The organism is Oceanobacillus sp. MO10714A (assembly GCF_037072045.1).
GTDB classification, from domain to species: Bacteria; Bacillota; Bacilli; order Bacillales; family Amphibacillaceae; genus Oceanobacillus; species Oceanobacillus indicireducens.
In genome coordinates this window covers 1-25,300 of the sequence record NZ_JAXHDC010000049.1, presented here as the reverse complement: position 1 = coordinate 25,300, position 25,300 = coordinate 1, and the positions used below count along the sequence as shown (strand labels likewise).

The window sequence follows — 25,300 nt, the reverse complement described above, 5'->3', positions numbered from 1 at the left end:
CATATTTTCTTATTTTCCTAATTGTCATTCTCCTCTCTAAATAAGAATTTAATGTTTTATTCACTACACCCTAACATATAACCAAACCTAACCATATTTCCCAATTTTTACGACATTCTACAAAAAAGATTAATTAGAACTATTTATTCTTTCTGAATATAGTTCCTATGAATGAGCCAACTATGGCAATAACAATAACAGTTAAGACCTTATTCCACGATAAATAACTTTGATCCACCAGAAAAAAGATAGTAAAATTAAGGCACTTATTCCGCCTAAACTAAATGTTATCGCATAAAACATTGTCCTTTTAAGAGTTTATTTTTCATAAACAACCTCCTGAAAAATTAATAAAGCGCATCGTTTTTATGAGATATATGGCTTTGAAAAATGTGCATTTTTGTTACCAGCTAAAACTCAATTAACTAGACTGCGCTTCTTGGATTCACCTATAGTGGCACAATTAACGGAATGACAATCATCATAATTAGAAATAAAATCAACTGTAATGGAACGCCAATTTTGATAAAGTCAAAGAACTTATAGCCTCCTGCCGTCATCACCATGGCATTTGTCGGTGAGGAAACCGGTGTTGAAAATGCCATATTGGCTGCAACTGCAATCGCAACCATGAATGTATATGGATTTGCATCAATTGCTAACGCTGCGTTCATGGCAATTGGTGCAAATAGCACGGCTGTAGCTGTATTACTGATGAACAAACCAAAGGTCATTGTTAAAAAATATAGTCCGGCAAGTATTCCGAGCGCACCAAATCTACCAAGCGAATCAATAATTGCTTCCGATAGGAGAACCATGCCGCCTGTCTTCTCTAAGGCAGTAGCCATTGGAATCATTGCTGCAATCAAAATGATACTCTCCCAATTCATTTCACTATAAGCATCATCCATATTCCGCAGGCACCCTGTAAGCACCATAAGCACGGCACCGATTAACACGGAAATGACAGGTGCAAAGACTTCAAATACCATTAACAGAACCATGAACAACATAATTAAGCCGGCAATTGGAGCTTTGCCAGTAGCCGATGCTTTTCCTGCATACTCCCTCGGCTGACCGATAACAACGACATCTTTTGTTTCCTTTGCTAAGAGTTCAATATCATCCCATGCCCCTTGAACGAGCAAAGCATCTCCAAATTTCAAGCGCTGGGAAGACATCTTCTGCAGAACATAATCCCCTTTGCGATTAATGCCTACTACATTTAAATTGTACTTTTCTCTAAAGTCGATTTTTTTAATCGTTTTATTAATAAACGAGGAATGCGGTGTCAATAGTACCTCAACTAAGCCAAGCTCCTTAGAAAGCAAATCAACTGCCTCATTCCCGTTTTTCTGAAGCTCCAATGAATAATCTTCACATAGCTTTTCGACCATCGTGCTTGAACCTTTCAGTAAAAGCGTATCATTTTCCATAATCGTAACTGTTGGTCCCGCCATCTGCTGGTAGGAACTCGGGAAAATTCGATAATCTTCATTCGATCTTCTGGCAATTTTAAGAATAAAAATTTGATAAACTGCTGGAAGTTTCAATTGTGCCAGGGCTTTCCCGATCATGCTAGACCCAGCAGATACCTTTACACTGTACAGACTCTCTTCTAAATTATAATCATCCGTCAATTGGCTAGGAGAAAGCTGGTGTGCTTTATCACTCGTTCCTTTACTTTTTATATCTGGCAGAAGGCGATTTCTTGTAAAATATAAATAGAGAATACCGACAATGAGTGCCGTGATGCCAATCGGTGTAATTTGGAAAAAGCTTAAGGCCTGGTAACCTGCTTCACTTAAAGTCTCGCTTACTATGATATTCGCTGGGGAAGCGATCAATGTCAGAAGTCCAGTTAGACTCCCGACATAAGATAAAGGAATCAAATACTTTGATGGACTGCTTTTTATACTAATAGCGATACTAATCACAACCGGCAGCATAAGCGCAACGGTTCCAGTATTACTCATAAAGGCCCCGACAAAACTGACAATAATCATCAACAGAAAAAAGAGCTTCGTTTCACTTTCTCCCGCAAAACGGAGCAATAGATTACCTGCCTGCTGGGCAAGACCTGTCCGTAATAATCCTGCACCAACTACAAATAAACCAGCAATCATAATGACTACCGTATTTGCAAAGCCTGCTAAAGCTTCCGCAGGTTCGAGACTTCCCGTAATGACTAATGCCATCAGTGCTAATATCGCCACAAGGTCTGCCCGTAAGCGGCTCCCCATAAAAAGTATTATAGTCACAAACAAAATGATAAAGGTAAGCGTCATTTCCATTGGCTTGATCCCCTTTTCGAACATTTCCACTGTATCTTCTATTTTGGCTGATTTGTGAAAAGAAAACAACTGGGGGTTTAATCTCCCTTCAGCATATTCATCTTACTTTAACAGGAAAACAACTGAGGGTTATTCTCCCTTTAGCATGTTCTTCTTACCTTAATGGGAAAACAACTGGGGGGTATTTTCCCATCAGCTTGTTCTTCTTACCTTAACCGGAAAACAACTAGGGGGTATTTTCCCATCAGCTTGTTCTTCTTACCTTAACGGGAAAACAACTGGGGGTTATTTTCCCATCAGCATGTTCTTCTTACCTTAACGGGAAAACAACTGGGGGTTATTTTCCCTTTAGCATGTTCTTCTTACTTTAATGGGAAAACAACCGGGGTTTATTCTCCCATCAGTATATTCATCTTACTTTAACGGGAAAACAACTGAGGTTTATTTTCCCTTAAAGGCTAGGGGCGCTTAATTAGGATGATTTGCTTAATATTTTCAGGGTGCGAAAGTTGAGTTAATAAGGAGTACCCGGAAATGGGGGGCTTCGATAACTTGAAAAAGCAATCACTTCCGGGCATGAGGGCATATTACAAGTTGCTTTGCAGAACAAAGGCGCAGCGCGGACGTGGCTAGCCCTCGACGCTTAAGTTATCACAGCATTTTTATTTAATAGTTTCTTATACAAGATGCAAAACTTGAGAACCATACTTAACCAAGCATTACTTACATACTTCGCACAAGCAAAGTCGCCATCACTTCTTGAATAATCGACTTATATTCACCATTAGGAAGCTTTTTTAACTGTTTAATCGCTTTATCTGTATATTTTTCAGCGAGTTGCTCTGCTTTTTCCAAGCCGTGATAGTGATCAACTAAGTTCATTACTTCCTCGAGATCATGATCAGTCATGGCCTCACCTTTTGCTAGAAGGTCATGAAATACGGAAGGCTTATTCTGAAGAACATAAATGAGTGGTAAATTATATATGCCTTGGCGAATGTCTGACATTACTGGTTTACCGAGTGCTGAAAAATCAGACCGATAATCAAGAATATCGTCCTTAATTTGAAACGCCATACCAATATTATGGCCTATATTCCTGGAAATCATGGCCACTCTGCGCGAAGACTGACTCAATACCGCTCCCGAGTAGCAACTGATTGCAAATAATTGAGCTGTTTTCCCGGCAATTCTAGTTAAATAGTCTTTAATCGATACGTTAAATTGATAACGGGAATTTAATTGTTCGAGCTCTCCACTTAAAATTTTTTCCATTCCACGAGCGTTGAATTCTAGATCGGCAAGGGATGTTGCATGATTAGCTAAAATTGTAAAACAAACACTGAACAAATAATCACCAGCATAAATGGCAATTTTATTTCCTTCATCGGCATGTATAGTCTGAACACCCCGACGATGACTGGCTTCATCAATGACATCATCATGAATAAGTGTTGCAAGATGTAAACATTCGATTGCTGCTGAAACTGCGATGGCATCCTCTTTTTTATAGGATGGACCAATATTCGAGCATAATAATGTGAAGGCGGGACGGAGCAACTTTCCGCCTGAATAAACCATTTCTTTGATTCTCTCTTCTACAGCTTTATTACGAACATGAATCCGTGAATCTATTAAAGAAAGCACATCGGCTAAATCTTGTTTCAACTCTGGATAACTATCCCACATCGCATGTACTTTCATTATTTATACCTCCTCTTGACTCTGATAGAGAATAGATGATTGCTGTAAAACTTTATCCTTTATCGTTTTTTCTTTTTTCGTCGTCTCCACTTTTTGCAAATACATATAATAATCAAGCTTTTCTACATGCTGTAATAAATAATTCGCGATGATTCCGATTGCGATTCCCGCTAAAATTCCAATGAAAGACAACACCGGTAAATATAGCAGCACCGTCCATGTTTGGGCGATGAAACTTGCTACAACCAATTGGCCAACGTTATGTAAAATTGCTCCTGCTGCACTCACGCCGATTAAGCTAACACGCATCGGTCCAAGTTTTTTTACAAGCCACATCCCGATAAAGCTGATGATGGCTCCAGCTGAGCTATACATAAACGTAGAAATGGTGCCACCAAGTAAAGTTGTTAATACAACACGGATACCGACTACTTTTGCAGCATCTTTTACAGGAAGGGTATAAAGCGCCATAATTGTAATAATATTGGCAAGTCCGAGTTTTGCCCCTGGTGCAAAAGCAAAAGGAAAAGGGATTGCCCGCTCCACAATTCCGATAATGACGGCTTGTGCAGCTAATAATGAAATATAGACGAGACGCTCATTTCGTGTCATTCCCTTCCCCCCTTTACTTTTAAAATATTTCCTCACGAACTGATAATGATATCGCTCACCGGTTCGTCACTCATCGTTTGAATTTCAATAATCATCCGATGAGGTAGACAAACAATTGTTTCACCTGGTTTGCTGATGAAACCTTGATGGACATCAATCTGATCTGGGCAATTCGCTGATTTAACCCTTATTTCTTCATCAATGACTTCAACTATATTGTAATTCGAGTCAGAAGAGAGAATATCAAAGACTTCAACACCTTCATTGCCTGTAAGCGTGACTCGTTGCACTTCTTCATTATCTACAGAAATAACCGCCACGCTTACAGATTCCCCATCGGCATATTTTGTCTGTATGAAAGTAAAAATAACGAAGGGAAGAAAAGATAAGATAACAAGTGCAATCACGATAATAATATCCCAACGTTTAACCGTCCGGTATAGCTCTTTCAATTCCATCTCTCCCCTTTTACAGGCATGATTAAAATTTACTTTACAGTTTTATTCTTGATGATCCCTATAGATGCCCCGTTCTTTTCCGTACCACCAGTTACCGACTTTCTCTTGTAAAAACGGCACAACCCAGTAGTCCAGACCAAACGTTCTGCCAGAACCATTCATTAGAGCAATCGATGCAGGAAGGGCCCAAACCTTATCCCAACCGAGCATGGCAGTTAGAGTGAACATGACTAAGAAACCGGAACTTGCTAAGTTTGCAAGCCATGTAAATAGACCAAATAGAATCGCCAATCCCATTGCTAGTTCAATAAACACCATCATTTTTTGCATAAAGATAGCCATCTCTGGCGTTGGCAGCATGATTTTCATGATCCATTCGAACCAACTAGGCATACTACTTAAGATTGGTGTTGCCCAGTCCCCGGAAGCAGCTTCACTGGCAGCGGCCGTTGCTTCAGTCGCTCCTGATGTTGCGGTTTGCAGCCATTCAAACGGCATTTTCACGGAGTCGGAAACAATCCATGAATCTTCACCGAGTCCTTTGAACAGCAATGGTACATTTGACCAGCTGGATGTCGCTTTTTCCCAAGTACCTTCACCCCATAATTTTGTAGCGCCCTCTACAATCCAGAATCCCCCAACAAAGATACGTAGCGGTATGCTCCATAACACGTTTCCATACCGATTGACAAGATTCCGGAATACATTTCGTTTGTCTTTTGAGTGGAAAAACTCATCGAATATATAGTGGAACATATAGTATCCACTACCGATGCCAAATAGATATACGAGGTCCACCATGTACTTAATAAAGTTCGCCAACCAACCGCTGACGCGCATCCCCATTAAGTTGGCGACACCATATCTGGTGCCGATGGACACCATAAAACCATGGTACTTTCCTTTATAAGCTTTTTTCTCTCCACCGCTGATTTCACTGATGACTGCATGGGCTGCGGTCTCCGCAGTTAGTTCCGCTGCCTCGACAATTTGTGGTGTCGGTGTGCCTTCTTCTTCCTCATAGTAAGCTAAATCCCCAACGACATAGACATCATCTAGTCCTTCCGCTTCCATATATTCATTTACTTTTAAGCGTCCAGCTCTAGCGCTTTCCATATTGTAATTTTCCGCATCCGAATTCGCCTTTATTCCTGCCGTCCAAATCAATGTATGAGTTGGAATGATTTCGCCTGATTTTAAAACGATCTCTTCAGCTTTCACTTCAACGATAGGGGAATTCACTAATATATTGATCCCTTTTTTCTTCATATAGCGCTCCGCCTTCTCAGCGCTTTTTCGGTCCAACATATTCAAAATCGTAGGAGCCGCTTCGACGAGGTTTAATGTGATCTCTGATTCATCGAGTTTATTATCTTTTGCCAACCGTTTTCTCCATTCCATTAGTTCCCCAATCATTTCAACACCAGTGAAGCCGGAACCACAGACAGTAAAGGTCAATAGAGCGCGGCGTACTTCCAGATCGTGTTCCCTGGAGGCCCGGGCTACCGACTTTTCAATGTGCTGACGTAGTTTGACGGCATCCTCAACGGACCAAAGTGTAAACCCATGCTCACTTACTCCAGGCGTACCGAAGTCGTTCGGCTCTGCACCCATACCTAAGATTAAATAATCGTAATTGAAAGTACTTTGTTTTGTTGTAATCACTTTATTTTTATGATCAACATGTTCAACAACATCAGTTACAAGTTTCACCTTCGTGCGGTTAAACAGCCGTCGCAGGTCAAATTGAACAGCATCTGGCTCAACCCGGTGCGCCGCGACTTCATGCAATGAAGTCATCATGGTGTGATACGAATCTCGATCAATTAACGTTATCGATACAGAGGGATCCTTTTTATATTTCTTTGCAAGTCTCTTAGCTGCATGAACACCAGCATAACCGGCACCGATAATCACAATATTTTTTTCTGCCAATGGAAATCACTCCTTAATTAAGAAAATATGAATTGATATTTAGTACATATAATGTTCATCCATTCACAATATAACGCAATAATTTTTTCTTGTCTATAGCGTTCACACAATAGTCATTTATCATATTTCTTACCATTAGTACGTTGTAAACGTTAATATAATGCAGATTATAGTTAACCATTCTTCCTTACAAAAATAGTTTACATTACAACATTCGCATGCTAATATAAGGGTGAACGTGTGATTATATTCACAATTAAATAAGTAAAGGATGATTCAGATGAAGTGGAAAAATTTTATAGGCGTATCAGTTTTAGGGCTTGCATTAACCTTTTCATTAGCTGCTTGTGGAGAGGAGGATGCACCAAGTAAAGATAATGAGACAGATCAGGACGCAGCTACTGAGGAAACAGAAGAAACGGCAGCTAAAGAAGTCGTAGCAGGAGCACCTCTACAAGACGGGACCTATTCATTATATGAAACTGAAATAGGGGAAACTGGCTGGAAAGTCGTTATGGAAATGACAGTAGAAGATGGAGAAATCACTTCTTCAGATTTTAATTATGAAAATGAAGACGGCGAGTTAAAGACAGAGGATGAGGAATACCAGGAAACCATGTCGGAAGAGTCCGGTACAGGCCCTCAAAATTTCATCCCTGAACTGAATGATGCTCTCGTGGCCAATCAAAATGCTTCAGAAGTTGAAGTAGTTACTGGTGCAACAAGTTCATCTCATACATTCATCAACTATGCTCAACAGTTGATCCAAGCAGCACAGTCTGGTGACACAACACCAATCGAAATCGAAAATACAAATGAGCTTATCGACGGTGAATACAGTCTTTCAGAGAAAAACATTGACCAAACCGGCTGGAAAACGGAGCTTACCATTACAGTTGAGGACGGAAAAATCACTGAATCCGATTTTGTTTATCTCAATGAAGATGGAGAGTTGAAAATCGATGATGATGAGTACCAAGAACAAATGGCGGATATTTCCGGCACAGGCCCTCAAGATTTTATTCCTGAATTGAACGAAGCACTTGTTGAGACACAAGATGCTAATGCAGTAGAAGTTGTTTCTGGTGCGACATCTTCCAGCAAGTCTTTCCAAATGTACGCTGCACAATTAATCAATGCAGCCCAAAAAGGGGACACAACCCCGATCGAAATTGACAATATCGTTTATGCGGAAGAATAAAGAGAACATATAAGTTACTTGATGGGAAATATCAAAGGCGCAAGCGCCCTTGCAGGTTAAAAACGCGACGTCCTGTCGCAACACCTGCACTAGCACATCCTGTGCGTCGTAGCAACGTACAAACTGGAGCACTTCGGAATGAGATAAAGGAAACATGCCCCTTTAGGGGTATGCCGATGTTGGGCCTTGGCCCGTTCTTAGTCGGCCTTCCTTTTCTCCTTGAGTTGATGTTGACTTATCGATTGGAGGAGTGTGAAGTTTGATAGTTGCTGGGCGCAGAGCGGACGTGGCTGGCCCCGGATACTAAGTTATCACAGCATTTTAATTTATAGTTTCTTATACAATTAGAAAAACGATTTAGCTTCTAATTTCCCTCCTCAAGTTTAATGGAAAGTGGTGAGGAATGATGAAACACTTTAAATGGTTTTGGGTTAGTTTACTCATACTGCTTGTCGGGTGCGGCGTGTCAGCCGAAACAGAAGGCGTGACAGTAGAGCCGCATAGTAAGACGGATTTTCTAATGGGAACAGTCGTAACCGTCAAAATTTACGATGAAGACAAAGGGGACGTGCTTGAACCGGTTTTTAACCAAATTGAGCAGTTAGCCGATGAGCTTTCTTCCAACGAGGAAGGTTCTGTTATCGATGAAATTAATCAACTTGCCGGGTCAGCACCAGTTGAAGTTCCAAAAACGACCTATGACCTTATAAAGGAAGGGAAACGTTATTCAAAATTAGCAGATGGCTCATTTGATATTACGGTTGGTCCATTGACAAATCTTTGGCGCATCGGTTTTCCGGATGCAAGAAAACCAGATCAATCTGAAATTGATCAAGTATTACCGCTAATCAACTATCAATCTGTTCAACTTGATGAACAGGAGAGAACAGTGTTTCTCATGCAGGATCAGATGCGGCTAGACTTAGGCTCCATTGCGAAAGGTTTTATAACGGATCAAATTGCGAAAACATTAAAAGAACATGATGTATCTTCAGCAGTTATTGATCTTGGTGGAAACATTTATGTTTTAGGAGATAGTCCCCAATCGGGGGATACATGGACGATTGGCATTCAGGATCCTTTTCAAGCACGAGGTGAAACCGTCGGAGTTATCAAACAAAAGGATAAAACGGTTGTGACTTCCGGTATTTATGAACGGAAATTGGAAGTAGATGGACAAATCTATCATCACTTATTAAATCCAAAAACCGGCTACCCATACGACAATGATATTGCAGGTGTTTCCGTCATAACCGATTCTTCTACAGATGGTGATGCGTTATCAACGATTTTATTCACTAAAGGATTGAAAGACGGGTTATACTTTGCGGAAAATATGAGTGGTGTCGAAGCAATATTCATCAGTCGCGATAAAGAAGTATATACGACATCCGGTTTGAAAGGAAATTTTGAGCTAACTAATGATCAATTTAAATTAGTTGAATGGAGAGGATAAGCCATGTCAATCCGCACATTTTTAAATTTAGTAGAAATCAAAACAAAAATTGCCAGTTTATTCCCCTTCCTACTTGGACTTTTATTTGTATTATACCGTTATGGAACTTTAGATTATATCAATACAATTTTATTTTTTAGCAGCATGCTCATTTTTGATTTGACAGCAACGGCAATTAATCAATATATGGACTATCGGAAAGCAACTAGCGATAGCTACCGGAAAGAAAGGAATATTATTGGACAAGCAGCTATTCCCGAGCGGCTTGTGATTACGACTATCATCTCCATGCTTGCAATTTCCTCAGCACTTGGGATCTGGCTTGTCTCCCAAACTGATTTATTGGTTTTATTCATCGGGATGCTTTGCTTTGCAGTCGGCATCTTTTATACTTTCGGTCCGATCCCTTTATCCCGTATGCCACTCGGTGAAGTGTTCTCAGGTGTCACAATGGGCTTCGGAATTCTTTTCCTCACCGTATATGTCAATGCTTTTGACAAGGGGATTGCGAATATTTCTTGGCAGGGAAGTTCCTTTCTTTTGAAGTTTGATATCCTCTTATTACTAGAAATTGGCCTGGTTTCCTTACCATGCGTTCTTACCATTGCTAATTTAATGCTCGCCAATAACATTTGTGATTTAGAGGAAGATATCGCTAATCACCGTTATACGCTTCCTTTCTACATCGGTAAAAAATATGCAATTTGGCTGTTTAACCTATTGTACATCGTTACATTTATCGCAATTTCTGTAGCAGCATTGCTCGGTATCCTGCCAAAAGCACTTCTGCTTTCACTTCTAATGATAAAACCGGTTTACAGTCATGTTGCTGCGTTTAATCAGAAACAAAGCAAAACGGAAACATTCCCACTCGCCGGAAAGAACTTAGTTTTAGTAAATGGGACTATCGCCATCTTAATGTTAATTGTGATTGCTATACCGGCTTGATATCGCAAGCTTGCTCAAGGAGGGATGAAATATGGCACCGAGCATCGAAGTAAACAATTTGACCTATCGATATGATCTCCGAACAGAGACGAAGGCCCTTCTCTCTGTATCGTTCACTGTTCATCAAGGTGAATGGTTGGCGATCATCGGCAACAATGGATCTGGAAAATCAACACTTGCCCAATTGCTCACCGGGCTACTCGAACCCCAGCAAGGGTCCATTTTTATCGCCGATATGGAGATGACTGAGAAATCGAAATGGGAAATTAGGAACCGGATTGGGGTTGTTTTTCAAAATCCGGAAAATCAATTTATAGGATCCACTGTACAAGATGATGTTGCTTTTGGATTGGAAAACTTGAATATGGACTATAAAGAAATGAAAAAACGAGTTAATGAAGCGCTGAAAATGGTTGGCTTGTTTGAATATCGGCTGTATGATCCTTCCCATCTCTCCGGGGGACAGAAGCAGCGTGTAGCTATCGCAGGTGCTTTAGCCATGAAACCAGACGTATTAATACTAGATGAAGCCTTTGTTATGCTTGATCCAAGAAGCAGGCGTGAACTTCTGGAGACCATCCATGAGTTAAAAGTGAGCACCGATTTAACGGTCGTTTCCATTACACATGACATGACCGAAGTGGAGGCAGCAGATAGAGTCGTTGTTCTAGATAACGGTCAGGTTACGAATATTGGTAAACCAAGTGAAATTTTTACCCAAGAAAAGGAGTTGACCCCACCTCTTGGTGAAAAACTTAGACGTGCATTAGCGAAACGCGGGGCAAACGTACCGCAATCCTATATGTCACGGGAAGAAATGATGTGTTGGCTATGGAAATAAAAATGGAAGGAGTCTCTGCTGATTACGTAATTGGACCAATTCGCAACCCGCTCGTTCTGCAATCCATTGATTTACAAATAGAGTCCGGTTCGTATTCTGCTATTGTCGGACATACAGGTGCTGGAAAATCAAGCTTACTGAAAACGATCAACGGACTCTTGCTCCCGACTGCAGGAAAAATTGAAGTTGGCCAGGACATCATTAAACAAAAGAATAATAAACAAGCTCTAAAAAACATTCGAAAAAAAGTCGGGATGGTCTTTCAATTTCCAGAGGCGCAATTGTTTGCTGAAACGGTTGAAAAAGACATTTGCTTTGGTCCACTAAACTTCGGTGTACCGCTAAAACAGGCACAACAGATTGCAAAAGAAGTCATGCAACTTGTCGGACTCCCCCTTCATCTCTTGAATAAATCTCCACATTCATTATCCGGTGGACAAAAACGCCGCGTTGCCATTGCAGGAATACTAGCAATGGAACCAGAAATTCTCGTACTAGATGAACCTGGTGCCGGCTTGGACCCAAAAGGAAAAAATGAGATCATGAGGTTAATTAAGTCACTGCACCAGGAGCGTAATTTGACCACTATCCTCGTAACCCATGATATGGATGACGTTGTGCACTATGCAGACAAGATCATTGTGATGGAAAATGGACGCATTGTAAGGAATGGCGATTTGCGATCCGTTTTTTCAGATCGTCTAGCGATTAAAAAGTGGCATCTTGATCTACCTGAAGCGTATCAATTTCAGTTGGAAATTGAAGAAAGAACGGGCATCGAACTACCAGATATTTGCTTTACTGTTGATGAACTTGCTGATGCACTGATGGAGGTGGGTCTCGCGTGAATAAATTAACGTTAGGCAGGTATGTACCCGGGGATTCAATTCTTCACCAACTGGACCCGCGGGCAAAGCTTGTCAGTGGTTTTTACTTTATAATCGTCCTATTTATCGCAAACAATTGGCAAACTTATCTATTGCTTTGGCTGTTTACATTAGGTGTCATGCGGTTATCAAAGGTTCATTTGTACACTTATTTTAGAGGGGTCCGCCCTTTGATCTGGCTCATCCTGTTTACTGTGGTGCTACAGATGTTATTTACGGCAGGAGGAACAATCTATGTCGAATGGGGTCCAATCAGAATATCAGAATTTGGCCTCATTAATGGGGTCTATATCTTTTGCCGGTTTGTAATGATTATATTCATCTCCACTGCGATTACATTAACAACGAAACCAATTGATTTGACTGATGGAATTGATTCATTGCTAGGCCCTTTACGAAAGCTCAACATCCCAGTCGATGAAATATCTCTGATGTTATCTATTTCATTACGGTTTATCCCCAACCTTCTAGATGAAACCCAGAGAGTCATGGACGCCCAACGAGCCCGGGGAACTGAATTTGGTGAAGGCTCGCTCGTCCAACAAATGAAGACTCTCGTTCCAATCTTTCTCCCGCTCTTTACAAATTCGTTAAACCGGGCAGAGGAATTGGCGAATGTGATGGAAGTCAAAGGATATCAATCTGGCATAAAACGATCATCATTCCGTAAACTCAGATGGAAAACATGTGACACTATTACCCTATGCGTAATGGCTGCACTAACCATAGGGCTCATCCTATTACGCCTTAATTAACATAGTAGGAATAGATAGAACCCTATTTTTCAAAATAAAAAGTGGCTGATTCAGTAAAGGGGCCATTAAAGCCCTTTTGAAAAAAGCCACTTCCTTTTATTTCTTTACCTTTATAACTTTCATTCGTAGTTTTGATGGTTCCCATGTTTTTTAATTCCTAATCTCAACCCCGCCCAGAATCGTCAGGCAGTTTATTTTTAATACGGAAACTTCCTCTTTTTCTCTTCTGACTCTTGTCTTATCCTCCCAACCACCAAGGATAGGCATTCCAGATATTTCAACCTGGACATTGTCTGGAACCTTCATTTCCACCCCACCTAGCACCGTCGTTAAATCAAGAGAAGCTCCATCCATAATAACCGCATCACGGAGATCTATTTCCGCTCCGCCTATAATTGCCGTCACAGACCCACCTTGAAAGGTTTGGGATTGACTATTAATCTCTGCACCGGAAAATAGCACGAATGTGTCTAAATCACTTTCCGTATGGAAGCTTTTTTCTCGTTTGACCCTTGTAAAGAGAATGACAATACCGAGAATAATGAAGATAATCGGCCAGATATACGCTATTAGATTCAAATCGAACCATTGATTCATTAAAAATATAAAACCGATCAATAAGAATATAAGACCTGAACTTGCGGAAGAATGTTTCCGATTGATCAGCTGGACCACTCCGATAATAATTAAAATAAATGGCCACCAATTAGAGAACAACTGGGGCAAATCAATAATGCCAGCTTGTTCTAGAAAAAAACCTAAACCAAGCAAGAGAAAAAGCACGCCTAACCATACTCTTCCTGACCTAACATACCTCCTTTATTTATCTTACATGGTAGTTCTTATTATTTGGGTGGTCGTTTTATTCCTTTAGGAGGAAATTTCAAAAGACAGCCTATTCAGAAATTCATCTAAAATAATCTAGTTTGTCAATAAGGTTCTTTAAGTCCTCTTTCCTCACTTCATTTTAGCAGCTTTTTACTCGATTATTTTTCATAATGTAGCTATAGGAATATACGAAATGAATGTTTTTAGAGAAAAAGAAAGTATTAACGATTATACATTTAAATATCGCGATATTATTTTCGAGCCTAAATTATTACGTTCAAGTAGCTTTAAAAGGAATTCCGCTCATTTTAAATAAACTGTTCGCCATTATTTTTGCTATTGTATTAGCTATGTTGCTTACTGTAACCGGTACTGTTTTCACTTATTAGTTTAAAAGTTAGATAAAGGTTGGTAAGTAATTGCGATGGATAATTTAATTCTAAGCTGCTAAAGTATATGACGTTTGCAGATCCATTATTATGTTTACATCTTCTGCAATCAATTTTATTCTTTTTGTTGGTCATCTTTTTTCCCGAAGTAGTAACGGGTTTACCATTATGAAAAAGAGCATTTCCCTATTTCCTTGGAAAATGCTCTTCTTACATTTAGTTTTGGCTTAATGATCGTCCGACTTGCCTGCCTGAAAATAGACATCCTCCTAAAAAAGTCCCTTCCAATGCGCGATATCCGTGCAATCCACCACCGCCGAACCCGGCAACCTCTCCAGCAGCGTATAGTCCAGGCTCAGGTTCCCCAAGTTCATTCATTACTCGTCCTTCGAGGTCGGTCTGTAGTCCGCCCAGTGTCTTCCTAGTCAGTATGTTCAACCGAACTGCCACAAGCGGTCCATTTTTTGGATTCAGGATTTTATGCGGTTTCGCCACCCGTATCAATTTATCCCCAATATAATTTCTAGCTCCTCGCAAGGCGGTAATTTGAAGGTCTTTCGTGAACTTATTCTCTATTTCGCGATCTCTTGCAAGCAGCTGCCGTTCAATATGTGCAACGTCCAATCGCCTGTCTCCCGTAATGTCATTCATCCCTTGTACTAACTTCTCCAATGAGTCTGCAACGACGAAATCTTCCCCTTTATCCATAAAAGCTTGAACAGGCGCCGGAGGTCCTGGCACTACTCTCGAAAGTACTTTCTTAATGCTTTTCCCAGTTAAATCAGGGTTCTGTTCAGACCCTGATAATGCAAATTCCTTTTCGATAATTTTGGCAGTTAGAATAAACCATGAATGATCGTAGCCGGTTTCTTGGATTGCCTGTAATGTGCCAAGTGTATCGAACCCAGGGAAATTCGGAGCGGGAAAACGGTTCCCTTTCGCATCAAGCCATATGGAAGAAGGGCCGGGAAGAATGCGAATGCCATGAGAGGGCCATATCGGATCCCAGTTTTTAATCCCTTCCGTATAGTGCCACATCCGATCTTTATTCACGACACGTCCACCGGCTTTTTCGGTGATTGATAGCATCCGCCCGTCCACATGCGCAGGAACGCCCGATATCATTCTTTCCGGCGGATTTCCGAGACGCTTCGGCCAATTCTCCTTTACCAAATCAAAGTTCGCACCAATCCCTCCACTGCATACAACGACAGCAGGCGCTTCATATGTAAACTCTCCAATGACGGCGCGTGAACTTGCTTCTCCCCTTTTTACATCGCTCGGTTCTAAGATTGATCCTCGCACGCCAATTATGGCACCATTTTTCGACAAAAGCTCATCGACCTGGTGTCGTGGTCGAAAGTCAACCAATCCATTTTGCATTCCCTCACGAACAATTTTTTCAAACGGTCGGACAATGCCGGGACCCGTTCCCCATACAATATGGAAACGCGGCACGGAATTGCCGTGTCCTTCCGCTAAATATCCCCCTCGTTCCGCCCACCCGACAACAGGAAAGAAACGGACACCGAGCGAATGCAGCCAATCCCTTTTTTCGTGAACTGCAAATTCTATATAAGCCTCAGCCCATTGTTTTGCCCAATGATCCTCATCATCTTCCCTATCAAACCCGGCACTTCCCATCCAGTCTTGCCTCGCAAGCTCGTAGGAGTCTTTTATGCCAAGGCGCCGTTGCTCAGGTGAATCAACTAAAAAAAGACCACCGAATGACCACCACGCTTGTCCCCCAAGAAATGCTTCGGATTCTTGATCTACTAATAAAACCTTTTTGCCCGCCCCGATCAATTCGGAAGTGGCAACAAGTCCCGCTAGTCCTGCCCCAACAACGATAACATCATAATCCATAAGTATTCCTCCCAAACACTTTGCTATCTCTTATTCGACAGCGAAGCGACAATTTTTTACGTCAAAGGACGTTAGCCAACCTAATCGATACATTTACTATCTTCATTATCTCATTAATTTTGATTGGTTCCGAGTTACCATAAGCTTTGGAATAAAAGGGATAGGCCACAACAGTTGAATAAATTTGAACAAGTATTAAAAAACACCCTAAAACAAACTAATGAAATTACATTGATTGATATTCCAATGGGAGTGTAGAATATTACCGCTATTTATAGTAAAAGAGACCTTCCTCGCAATTACGAGAGAGGCTGATTAATTTCAAATTTTATTGTACGGTCCCCCGTCATACTTTAAAGGTGACTGATCTTGTGCTGAATCCAATAGCAGGATTCAGCCTTTTGTGTGGTGAATTCTTTCTCGATCCCTTATCCAATAAGGTTAGCATCCCCAACCCGAGGTTGTTGTCGGGCCTTATTTTCGGTTCCTAACAAATTTCTCAATAAAACAGAGCATTTATAGAGTATTCATGATTTTTTTCACAGGTTTCTCAGGATAATTAAAACCCATATTGAGCAAAAGGTATTATGGAATTTCTAATATTCAACAATGGATCCTCCTTCAATTCATCCAATTGCTGCAAGAATTTTATTGAACTGGAAATATGAGGACCTTTATTCATCATGATACAATCGGCTCGTAATCCCATAAAGGCATCTGTAATCTCAGCCCTGAGTGGTATTCCTTTCTTATTCATGTGGTTAAGAACACTGGTTGCCCAAATAACCGGCACATGTGCAGCCCGGCAAAGCTCTAAGATTCCTTCTTGAACATTCGCCAGTTGTTCATAGCCGATCTCGATTGCTAAGTCTCCTCTAGCAATCATCACACCGAATAAATCTAAATTCAACCCTTCCAGAATAATTTTAGATAAAGATAGAAGAGCGTGTTTTGTTTCTATTTTCGCAATGACACCGATATTTCTCTCTGTATATTGATCTAAATATCTCTTTACTATTCGAATATCATTTGGCTGATGAATGAAAGAAATTCCAACTAAGTCAACAAAGGGGGCAATCTCTGGTAAAATACTGATATCCGTTTCTGTAATGGCCGGAACATTTAAATAAACCTGTGAGTCTGGAAAGTTTACCCCTTTTTCAGGTTTAATTATCTCCCTCTCTTTTCTGGTAAGTGTAATCTTTATATCCAAGTAGGTGTCTGTAACGTTCAATACAGCTGCACATATATTTCCATCATCAAAAAAAACCCTGTCTTTCGGTTTAACATTTTTTAATGCCTCTGGTATCGTAATCCCAATTGCAGCTGGTTGTTTATTATTTTTTGGTTTACCATGATAGCCATGGCTTTTATAGATTCTTAAGATATCTCCTTTTTTAACCTTAATGGTCGGCTGCCTTTCAAGTAGATTCGTCACTTTACTATGATTATCATGACTCAATTTTATAGTGGTCTCCTCATTCAAAATAGCTGTTTTGTTTAATTCAACCTTCAGGCATCTGGCATCTATCATTTCCAGTACGGTGAAATGTCGTTTTCTTCCTTTGACGTCCGTAAAAGGAATGATTTGCCCCGGTGTAATATCTTTAAATTCCTTAATATTTAATTCAATTTTAAAAGCGTGTCGAATAGAAGGAACTATGCCTTGATTACTTACTAAATAGCCAATCGGGGAGTTTTTTTCTGTATTGATTACGAGTGGAGCCTGGATCTTTCTAAAATCGAACACCCGAATTTTGGGACCAGGTAGATCCACATAAATCTTGCACTTTACATCAATCAGCTCTTTTTCTGCGGCTCGAATGTTTTCAACAAGCTGCTTCCATACCGAGTAGTCATGGGCTAAGTTTATTCGGGCAATCGTCATCCCAGCCCTTAGTAATTCTTTAAAAATCTCCGGCCTCTCCAGCATCGTTTTATCTAAAGTAACCATAATGGAAATGGGATCTTCTTCTGATTTTCCCAATAATTTCTTGTTACGCTGTTTTTTTAAGAACACGGCATTGTTAAAATCAATATAATTTTCATAATGCTGATCATTAGAAGATAAATGGCTGATTATTTTATTCAATGAATATAAAATGTGGGGACTCATTTGCTGTATAGATGAAAATCCTTCTTTTATTAAATTAGAATGAAGCACTGGATTTAAAGGTTTCTGTAAACCCAAAAATGCACATAAGTTTTGTTTGCTTGCATCTGCTATATCAATATGATGACTTTTAGAAAAGTCCATTAAACAGTGATTAATCTCGTTTCGTAATTGAGAAAGCTGATGTATGATTTCGTTCTTGTTGGAATCTGCCAACCTTTCCATAGCAATCATCACCTCATTAAAATAATTTATGATTATTTTTTTAAAAGGACACTTTATGTTATGGAAAATCCCGGTCTATAGCCGTTTAAAACGTTCAAGATTTTTAGGAAAAAGATTTGGACACTCCTTGAGAGTAAAAAAGCATGTCAAGCAGCCATTGCTCAAGTTGTTTGAGGATAACAGAAGATGTTGAGAGATGCAGAGGGGTTAGTTAGGACTCATACTAAGAAAAACTGGGCGAAAACCATGCCCGGTCCTTTTCCGTTTGCCATGGCTAAAGAACATCAGATAATTTATATTCATATCCATGTATCCCTCTATAGTACTCCGAATGCATCTCTCCATCACATTTTTTCACAGCTGAATCTTGGTGGAGTAGTTGGATCTCCCCATCCATCAAATCAAGTTCTCAAACACTTTTTATACCTGAATAGCTACCTCTCTCAAGAAACCATTTTTTCTTGACTACTCTTTCCATCAATAAATTTAAAATATGGTAAACAAATTCCTGCTAAGGAAACGATACTAATTAATAAACCGATCAAAAGGTACAATGGTCTTACACCAAACACTTCACTTAATAAACCACCAACAAGTACTCCCAACGGCATAACGCCCCTGATAATTAGCAAACGAACTGAAAATACCTTACCCATCAAGGCGTTTGGAACCACTTTTTGGATAATAGTTGTATTATGGATGCTAAAAACAGCCATTACTATACCTGCAATAGTTTCTGTTGTTATTGCTAATAAGATACTATAATTAAAGCATAGTGCAACGTAGGTTAGTCCCCCTATGAAAAGGGAACCGAGCATAAGATATCTACGACTTTTATATTGAATTCTTGTTACTAAGAAAGCACCTATTATGTATCCAATAGGAAATCCAGCCATGAAATATCCATATTCAGCATATGTCCCGCCTAATTCTTGCGTAATGTATGGTAGAGTTGTAACCATTGTCACTCCTACTCCAAATTGAACAAATGCTAAAAAAACTCCTAACCAAACAATTACTTTTTGAGAAAAGAAAAAAGATATTCCTTCCGTGAAATCGGCTAACCATGTTTTTCTCACTTCTATATTACTTCTATTTTCTTGGATAAAAAGTAATGTAAAACCACTCATGACTAGCAAAGTACTCACGAAAATAAGGGTAATATGAACACCAATATACTCAATTACTATTCCAGCTATTATGGGAGATAAAAAGGTCATTAAACGGACTATTCCATCAATATATGCATTTGCTGATTGTAATTCCTCTTTTTCTACAATGGTTGGCGTGATTGCATGATTAGCAGGCACATAAAATGGAGTGATTAATCCAACTACACACTGAACAGCATAAATTTGCCAAACTTCCAGGTTTCCCGCTAGTAATGCAGCTAACGGTAAGATAAATACAATCCCCCTTGTCCATTGCGAGAGTATCATTATCCATTTTCTACTCCAACGATCAATATAGGGACCAATAAAAAGTTGCAGAATCAGTGATGGTATATAATACAAAAGCCACATACTACCAAGTGCCATAGTTGATCCTGTAAGTTGAAAGATTAATATTGAATTACAAAAAGTACCAAATGCTCCACCAAGTTCAGATATTCCATTTCCTAACCATGTAGCGACAAATGAACGGTTCTTAAATAGAGAAGAATTCATAAGTTCTCCTTTCATCATTGTTTGAGGTATTGTTCTAGTTCCTTGAAGAGTAATTCTAACGCATTTGCTTTTAAGGAATATTTCCCTTCGATTATTTCAACCAGTTTAGCTGCACGTAATATTTTCAGATGATGATGAATGGTGGTCTTACCTATATTCAACTGTTCCGTAAGTTCCTGTAACGAATAGTCCGTTTCCGATAACAATTTTACTATTCGAAGTCTAATCTCTTCCCCTAACGCCTTATACTTTAGTACTAAAAAGTTATTTGGCATATATTTATCATGTGGTGAAAGACTTTCGTTAGCTACTGGGTAGTAGAAAACTTTCGTATCTTCAATATCTGCTTCAATAACCCAAGGACGATAGACATATTGTGGAATGAGTAAAACCTTATGAACACTAGGCTCGGGAAGGTAGTTTATTCCACCTGTTGCCCATTGGACAAGTTCTTCAGAAGACATCTTTTCTTTCATGTGCTTTTTAGATTCATAATCGGTCTGTAAAATTCGAGTTGTCCGTTCTAATTCTGGTCTTAGCACAGCCTCATACCATAGTGTCATAACCTCAATTAAATGATCTTTAAGTTTTTGTGGGTCGGTTTTACTTATGAATTCGATATATTGAGGAAAAAATGCATTATCACTCGTTATCCGTTGCAGTTCTATGATAGCACTTTCATTTCCAGTTGCAGCTTTTTCCCTTATAAGTTGAAAGTTCTCACCAATATAAGGTAAACAAGCAAATTTAAACTTTGTACCTTGTAATAAATTGACATTAGTACAGAATTCATTCAGAGTATTGCTTTCATGTTGGTGGAGCAATTGTAATAATGCTTTCCAAGTATTATTTTTTTCAACGTAATCTAAATGGTGGTTAAGATTTTCAGAAAATGACCCTCTAAGTTCTTTCCAATAACTTGCTGGTTTCTCTAAAGTGTTGAGTAATCGTGAATTCGTTACTGCGGCTATCCCAAGAGCACATTCCCATAGAGTAGAATAAGTGAAATGGACTTCATATGTTTCTCTTTTTCTACCCGTTGCTTGTAAAATTTCCATATAATCACCTCTCATAAATACTTTTGTTGAAATAAATTATACAGAAACCAATACCCAAATTCAGTAATAGTTGAATATAAAATTCAAATATAGTTGAATTTATTTCTTTTTATAACTTAATAAAAGCAAAAAACGTATTCTAGTAGGCTATTAGCGAGCTAATAGCGTAGCCTTCATGTTACAAGAAAAAAGAAAAACGTCTGCTATCCTTTTGAAAGTTATGATATTATAAAAAAAGATTTGATTTTGGAAGGTATGAATGAAAATAGCAATAGAGTACTAAATTCCTTAACGGAGTATGTTGGATTAAAGGGAATTAATCGTTTGAAAACCGAAGTGTTATATTTTTTTGATCAACTACCCAACTGGAGACAAAAATGCAAGTACCATCTATAGATCATTAGAGTTAATTGGAACGGTTGGAGCGGTTTTTAGAGAATTGGACGCCGAATTTATTGAAGAAGTATCGAGCAAGAGTTTTGGTCAGTCATTAACCAATACAGTAGAAGTGGGGGGTCTAAATAAAATGACAGCAGTGTTAGGTTATCTGATAGGACTTTTGATATATTCACCTTTTAATTTGATTATACATGAGTTAGGTCATGCATTCTTTATAAAGCTACTAGGTGGAAAGATAAATAAGATACACATAGGTGTAGGGGGTCCTTTAATCAATTTAAAAGGGTTCTCTTTCAATAAATACTTTTTTATATTAGGATATGTTGACTTTGATTATAGTACTGTGAAGATTAAAAATAAAATAGGGGATTTCTTCATTATATTTGGGGGAGTTTTATTCAATATTATTTCACTAATTATAGTTATTCTAATCTTCAACGCTTACAATCCAAATAGTTTTCTGAAAGGATATTATATAGGTTTTACAATCACGTTGATAATCAGTGCATTAATACCTGTAACATATCCAAATGGATATGACAGTGATGGTAAAAACATTTTCAAACTATTAATAGGAAATAGGAAATACTGATAGAGGGTGAAAATATGGAAGTTAAAGAGCAAATCCATAGATAGCAGCTGAAATAGTAGTAAAAGTAAATTCGCCAGAAAATGAATGCTGAAAAAGGTTCTCAGCATTCATTTTCTTTGAAGTTTACCTAAAAATAGATATTGACTTCTAATTTAAAAATAGGCATTAAAAAAGGGGATAGGGTGCTTGCTCGTTTGGGTTATGGTCCCTGGTCATTCATTTCGTGTTTTCCCCCTTTAGCTTCTGAAAATTTTTAAAACTGACATAGCGCTTTTCAAACAATTGATAGAGACTTATACTTATTTAAATATCGTAAAGCAATTTATAATGGAGGACATGATGAAAAAATGGATTATTTTAATTTTGACTATAGCAATAATAGGTTGTGGTTTTGCGCTATACCATGTCATGGATAACAGCGGCAGTACTCATACAATTTATGTTTCTATAAATGGAGACGACAAAAATAACGGCACAATCTCAAAGCCTTATCGAACGTTTAAAAAAGCAGCACTAGAAGCGAAGGCAGGAACGGTTGTATATATTCGGGAGGGCATTTATAATGAACAGCTTATCGTCCAGCATAGCGGCACAAAGGATAAACCTGTTGAATTTAAAGCATATAATCAGGAAAACGTAGTAATTAGTGGAGAGGGCTTAAAACAGTTAGAAGGAGATATGCCTTTAGTAACAATTGAGGATAAAAACTATGTTACAATCAGCGGACTAACAATACAGGATTTGACAACAGACGTAAGCGATCATACAGTTATGGGTATATTTGTTACTGGTTCAAGCAGCCATATTCATTTGGAAAATAATCACGTACATGATATAAAAACCCTGGCTGATGATGGAAATGCCCATGGAATTGCTGTATATGGGACGGACGGGATGAAGGATATTGTAATCGAAAATAATACAGTTGAAGATTTAATTCTTGGTGCTAGTGAATCGATTGTGCTCAACGGCAATATAGACGGATTTACGGTGAAAGACAATCTTGTTCGGAGAAATAATAATATTGGTATTGACCTGATTGGTTTTGAAGGCATTTCAAATGATCCAAATGCCGATTTTGTGCGTAATGGATGTGTAAAAAATAATACAGTGTATGAAATATCTTCATTTGGAAACCCAGCATATGGAGAAGAATACGCTGCAGGCGGTATTTATATTGATGGTGGAAAAAATATTATTGTCGAGGAAAACAAGGTATATGCCAATGATATTGGAATAGAGGCAACATCAGAGCATGCTGATCAGTATGCTGAGAATATTAGCATACTCCATAATGAAATATATGATAATCATTTTACAGGGATTTCAGTTGGTGGTTACGATAAGGAGAGAGGCGGCACTAAAAATTCCGTGATTGCGGAAAATGTTCTATATCGTAATGATACAAAAGCGCTGAATGGCGGACAGTTATTGATGCAGCATAACAGCAAAAACATTCGAATAGAAAAAAACATATTCACCGCAGGTCCTACACGAATTTTTATCGCTAATTACTTTGATACAATTCAAAATAATACATGGAAGCAAAATGTTTTTCATGACGAAGAAGGAAAAGAGGGGATATGGATTTGGAAAAATAAATCCTATACATCCTTTCCAGACTTTCAAAAAGCCTCAAATAGTGATGAAGAATCCAGGTATATGGAAATAGAGGATATTGATTTCATATTGGAAAAGACTTCGCTTGGAAGGTGAATCGTTAAAAAAATTGAATCGAAACCCATTTAAGGCAATGACTTTAAAAAGTGATTGCCTTTTAATATGGAAAATATATTTTAAGAGTATCCTCACAAAAGGTGCAGTAAAAATAAAACTCGCCGAATTTCGCACGAATGGTCGTTTTATGTATACACTCCACTATCGATCGGGCGCATGGTGTGCTATCTTGTTTTTCTTATAGGATCTCATCTACTTATGGTACGGTTCACCCTTATTATTTGAGAGGCAAAAATAGGCATTGGTGTTGTACCGATGCCTATTTTTTTACAAATTACTATTTATATAATAAGTATATCGAACTTTAGTCCTCAGTAACTTGCTACAACTTAACCAATTATTAGGAAGTACAAACAGATAGGTTATTGATTTTAATTAATCATATCGATCATTACATATAACTCTAACAAACTATCTACGATAAATGCTGGATATCTTGCTCTAGTTTCTTCAGGCTATTAAATATATATTTTCTGAAATTCCTATCAATTTTTTCATCATCTGCATTCCTTAGTCTCTTTAGGTTAAAAACATTTATTAATAAATCCTTTTTTTGTTTAATTTCATACTTATCAAAGTTGGGTATATAATTACTTCCTGAACGGTTAAAAAGGATTTCATGATAAGTTCTAACGAATTTCTTTATACTTTTTTCACTTATATTTTGAATTCCAAACCTTTTAAATAGTTTTTCTACAAACCAGTCCAGCCTATATAAAATACTTAAATCATCTATCTGTGAATAAAAAAATAACCAACCATATTTATTCTCATCTATAATTCCACCAGTGATTTTTATGTTTAAATTCCATACAAATTCACTAGTTCTCTTAAAATCTGAATATTTGTACCTAGTAAACACCTCTACTAATGATTTCTCTAATTTAAAAATATTATGTTCCCTAATCCCCGCCACATTATCAATAAAATTATACCCTAAGAATGAGAATTCCTGTGATAACAATCCATGTTGTTTTTTATCCTTATTGTATTTTAATTCTAGACTGTTAATATGCTTTTCCAGTTTATTTTCTATCTTTTCTTTATGATCTTTATTACAAATAATAAGTACGTCATCTACATATCTAAAATAGGCAAACTCATGTTGATTATTGAAGTTTTTATCCAATTGATTCAAATAAATATTAGCTAAGATATTTGATATGGATAATCCTTGAGGAACACCACGTTTGTTCTGGATGTATGGTTTACTTGTTGGTGGGGAAATTGTAGGTGTCTTAATTGCATTACTAATAAGGTTTATCAACTCTTTTTTACGTACCTTTCTTCTCACTTTACTAATCAACATATCATGATTGATATTATCGTAGAACT

At 38.4% G+C, this 25,300-nt stretch carries 21 protein-coding genes; 9 read left to right on the top strand and 12 right to left on the bottom strand.

Going from position 1 to position 25,300, the window contains the following annotated elements; all coding sequences use genetic code 11:
- Positions 1–449: 449 nt before the first annotated feature.
- The 5 genes from SPD53_RS16875 to SPD53_RS16855 all read right to left on the bottom strand — a co-directional run bounded on the left by SPD53_RS16875 (position 450) and on the right by SPD53_RS16855 (position 7,003).
- Positions 450–2,318, bottom strand: a complete 1,869-nt coding sequence (locus SPD53_RS16875) for an SLC13 family permease (RefSeq protein ID WP_336253253.1) — start codon at positions 2,316–2,318, stop codon at positions 450–452.
- Positions 2,319–3,017: 699 nt separating this feature from the next.
- Positions 3,018–3,998, bottom strand: a complete 981-nt coding sequence (locus SPD53_RS16870; RefSeq protein ID WP_336253251.1) for a polyprenyl synthetase family protein — start codon at positions 3,996–3,998, stop codon at positions 3,018–3,020.
- A gap of 3 nt (positions 3,999–4,001) precedes the next feature.
- Positions 4,002–4,610: a Gx transporter family protein gene (locus SPD53_RS16865; protein ID WP_336253250.1), complete on the bottom strand. Its 609-nt coding sequence runs from the start codon at positions 4,608–4,610 to the stop codon at positions 4,002–4,004.
- 32 nt (positions 4,611–4,642) lie between these two features.
- Positions 4,643–5,068 carry a NusG domain II-containing protein gene (locus SPD53_RS16860; RefSeq protein ID WP_156857901.1) on the bottom strand — a complete coding sequence of 142 codons (426 nt, stop codon included), beginning with the start codon at positions 5,066–5,068 and terminating at the stop codon, positions 4,643–4,645.
- Positions 5,069–5,110: 42 nt separating this feature from the next.
- A complete protein-coding gene (locus tag SPD53_RS16855; protein WP_156857900.1) occupies positions 5,111–7,003 on the bottom strand; it encodes an FAD-dependent oxidoreductase in 1,893 nt (630 codons plus the stop codon).
- A gap of 280 nt (positions 7,004–7,283) precedes the next feature.
- Here SPD53_RS16855 and pplA point away from each other — a divergent pair, with 280 nt between their 5' ends.
- The 6 genes from pplA to SPD53_RS16825 all read left to right on the top strand — a co-directional run bounded on the left by pplA (position 7,284) and on the right by SPD53_RS16825 (position 13,091).
- Positions 7,284–8,204, top strand: a complete 921-nt coding sequence (gene pplA, locus SPD53_RS16850; RefSeq protein WP_156857899.1) for an extracellular electron transfer flavoprotein PplA — start codon at positions 7,284–7,286, stop codon at positions 8,202–8,204.
- A 406-nt stretch (positions 8,205–8,610) separates the two neighbouring features.
- Positions 8,611–9,660, top strand: coding sequence for an FAD:protein FMN transferase (locus SPD53_RS16845; RefSeq protein ID WP_336253249.1), 1,050 nt, complete (start codon positions 8,611–8,613; stop codon positions 9,658–9,660).
- A gap of 3 nt (positions 9,661–9,663) precedes the next feature.
- The gene (menA, locus tag SPD53_RS16840; RefSeq protein WP_188858122.1) at positions 9,664–10,608 is read left to right on the top strand and encodes a 1,4-dihydroxy-2-naphthoate polyprenyltransferase; all 945 of its coding nucleotides are present in this window, start codon (positions 9,664–9,666) and stop codon (positions 10,606–10,608) included.
- A 31-nt stretch (positions 10,609–10,639) separates the two neighbouring features.
- Complete coding sequence (locus SPD53_RS16835; RefSeq protein WP_156857896.1) at positions 10,640–11,449, top strand: energy-coupling factor transporter ATPase; 810 nt, start codon at positions 10,640–10,642, stop codon at positions 11,447–11,449.
- The gene (locus SPD53_RS16830) at positions 11,440–12,297 is read left to right on the top strand and encodes an energy-coupling factor transporter ATPase (protein ID WP_156857895.1); all 858 of its coding nucleotides are present in this window, start codon (positions 11,440–11,442) and stop codon (positions 12,295–12,297) included. The genes SPD53_RS16835 and SPD53_RS16830 overlap by 10 nt, the downstream gene beginning before the upstream one ends.
- The gene (locus SPD53_RS16825) at positions 12,294–13,091 is read left to right on the top strand and encodes an energy-coupling factor transporter transmembrane component T family protein (RefSeq protein WP_156857894.1); all 798 of its coding nucleotides are present in this window, start codon (positions 12,294–12,296) and stop codon (positions 13,089–13,091) included. Before SPD53_RS16830 ends, SPD53_RS16825 begins: the two co-directional genes overlap by 4 nt.
- A 22-nt stretch (positions 13,092–13,113) precedes the next feature.
- Here SPD53_RS16825 and SPD53_RS16820 read toward each other — a convergent pair whose 3' ends face one another.
- The gene (locus tag SPD53_RS16820) at positions 13,114–13,236 is read right to left on the bottom strand and encodes a hypothetical protein (protein ID WP_255454418.1); all 123 of its coding nucleotides are present in this window, start codon (positions 13,234–13,236) and stop codon (positions 13,114–13,116) included.
- Between the two features lie 5 nt (positions 13,237–13,241).
- Positions 13,242–13,874: a LiaF transmembrane domain-containing protein gene (locus SPD53_RS16815; RefSeq protein WP_336253248.1), complete on the bottom strand. Its 633-nt coding sequence runs from the start codon at positions 13,872–13,874 to the stop codon at positions 13,242–13,244.
- A gap of 242 nt (positions 13,875–14,116) precedes the next feature.
- Between SPD53_RS16815 and SPD53_RS16810 the strand changes: the two genes are divergently transcribed.
- On the top strand, positions 14,117–14,308 hold the full coding sequence (locus SPD53_RS16810) for a hypothetical protein (RefSeq protein ID WP_156857892.1): 192 nt from the start codon (positions 14,117–14,119) through the stop codon (positions 14,306–14,308).
- 216 nt (positions 14,309–14,524) lie between these two features.
- On the opposite strand, the gene SPD53_RS16805 is transcribed toward SPD53_RS16810, so the two are convergent.
- The 4 genes from SPD53_RS16805 to SPD53_RS16790 all read right to left on the bottom strand — a co-directional run bounded on the left by SPD53_RS16805 (position 14,525) and on the right by SPD53_RS16790 (position 21,237).
- Positions 14,525–16,174 (bottom strand): FAD-binding dehydrogenase, encoded by a 1,650-nt coding sequence (locus tag SPD53_RS16805; protein ID WP_336253247.1) that lies wholly within the window; start codon positions 16,172–16,174, stop codon positions 14,525–14,527.
- Positions 16,175–16,733: 559 nt separating this feature from the next.
- Entirely contained in the window at positions 16,734–18,512 is a 1,779-nt protein-coding gene (locus SPD53_RS16800) for a pyruvate kinase (protein WP_336253246.1), read from the bottom strand.
- 443 nt (positions 18,513–18,955) lie between these two features.
- Positions 18,956–20,179 (bottom strand): MFS transporter, encoded by a 1,224-nt coding sequence (locus SPD53_RS16795; protein WP_336253252.1) that lies wholly within the window; start codon positions 20,177–20,179, stop codon positions 18,956–18,958.
- Positions 20,180–20,193: 14 nt separating this feature from the next.
- Positions 20,194–21,237 carry an ArsR/SmtB family transcription factor gene (locus tag SPD53_RS16790; RefSeq protein ID WP_336253245.1) on the bottom strand — a complete coding sequence of 348 codons (1,044 nt, stop codon included), beginning with the start codon at positions 21,235–21,237 and terminating at the stop codon, positions 20,194–20,196.
- 349 nt (positions 21,238–21,586) lie between these two features.
- On the opposite strand from SPD53_RS16790, the gene SPD53_RS16785 reads away from it, so the two are divergent.
- Both SPD53_RS16785 and SPD53_RS16780 read left to right on the top strand, forming a co-directional pair.
- Entirely contained in the window at positions 21,587–22,228 is a 642-nt protein-coding gene (locus SPD53_RS16785; protein ID WP_188859813.1) for a site-2 protease family protein, read from the top strand.
- Between the two features lie 339 nt (positions 22,229–22,567).
- Positions 22,568–23,944, top strand: a complete 1,377-nt coding sequence (locus tag SPD53_RS16780; protein WP_336253244.1) for a right-handed parallel beta-helix repeat-containing protein — start codon at positions 22,568–22,570, stop codon at positions 23,942–23,944.
- 436 nt (positions 23,945–24,380) lie between these two features.
- Here SPD53_RS16780 and SPD53_RS16775 read toward each other — a convergent pair.
- A partial coding sequence (locus tag SPD53_RS16775) for a reverse transcriptase domain-containing protein (RefSeq protein WP_336253243.1) occupies positions 24,381–25,300 on the bottom strand: 920 nt, incomplete at its 5' end.

Bases quoted from the DNA above. Each gene is read 5' to 3' on its own strand.
- SPD53_RS16795 (WP_336253252.1), bottom strand. From the start codon at position 20,179: ATGAATTCTTCTCTATTTAAGAACCGTTCATTTGTCGCTACATGGTTA.
- SPD53_RS16860 (WP_156857901.1), bottom strand. From the start codon at position 5,068: ATGGAATTGAAAGAGCTATACCGGACGGTTAAACGTTGGGATATTATT.
- SPD53_RS16820 (WP_255454418.1), bottom strand. From the start codon at position 13,236: ATGGGAACCATCAAAACTACGAATGAAAGTTATAAAGGTAAAGAAATA.
- SPD53_RS16845 (WP_336253249.1), top strand. From the start codon at position 8,611: ATGAAACACTTTAAATGGTTTTGGGTTAGTTTACTCATACTGCTTGTC.
- SPD53_RS16805 (WP_336253247.1), bottom strand. From the start codon at position 16,174: ATGGATTATGATGTTATCGTTGTTGGGGCAGGACTAGCGGGACTTGTT.
- SPD53_RS16800 (WP_336253246.1), bottom strand. From the start codon at position 18,512: ATGGAAAGGTTGGCAGATTCCAACAAGAACGAAATCATACATCAGCTT.
- SPD53_RS16780 (WP_336253244.1), top strand. From the start codon at position 22,568: ATGAAAAAATGGATTATTTTAATTTTGACTATAGCAATAATAGGTTGT.
- SPD53_RS16790 (WP_336253245.1), bottom strand. From the start codon at position 21,237: ATGGAAATTTTACAAGCAACGGGTAGAAAAAGAGAAACATATGAAGTC.
- SPD53_RS16875 (WP_336253253.1), bottom strand. From the start codon at position 2,318: ATGTTCGAAAAGGGGATCAAGCCAATGGAAATGACGCTTACCTTTATC.
- SPD53_RS16870 (WP_336253251.1), bottom strand. From the start codon at position 3,998: ATGAAAGTACATGCGATGTGGGATAGTTATCCAGAGTTGAAACAAGAT.
- SPD53_RS16835 (WP_156857896.1), top strand. From the start codon at position 10,640: ATGGCACCGAGCATCGAAGTAAACAATTTGACCTATCGATATGATCTC.
- SPD53_RS16830 (WP_156857895.1), top strand. From the start codon at position 11,440: ATGGAAATAAAAATGGAAGGAGTCTCTGCTGATTACGTAATTGGACCA.
- SPD53_RS16810 (WP_156857892.1), top strand. From the start codon at position 14,117: ATGTTTTTAGAGAAAAAGAAAGTATTAACGATTATACATTTAAATATC.
- SPD53_RS16865 (WP_336253250.1), bottom strand. From the start codon at position 4,610: ATGACACGAAATGAGCGTCTCGTCTATATTTCATTATTAGCTGCACAA.
- pplA (WP_156857899.1), top strand. From the start codon at position 7,284: ATGAAGTGGAAAAATTTTATAGGCGTATCAGTTTTAGGGCTTGCATTA.
- menA (WP_188858122.1), top strand. From the start codon at position 9,664: ATGTCAATCCGCACATTTTTAAATTTAGTAGAAATCAAAACAAAAATT.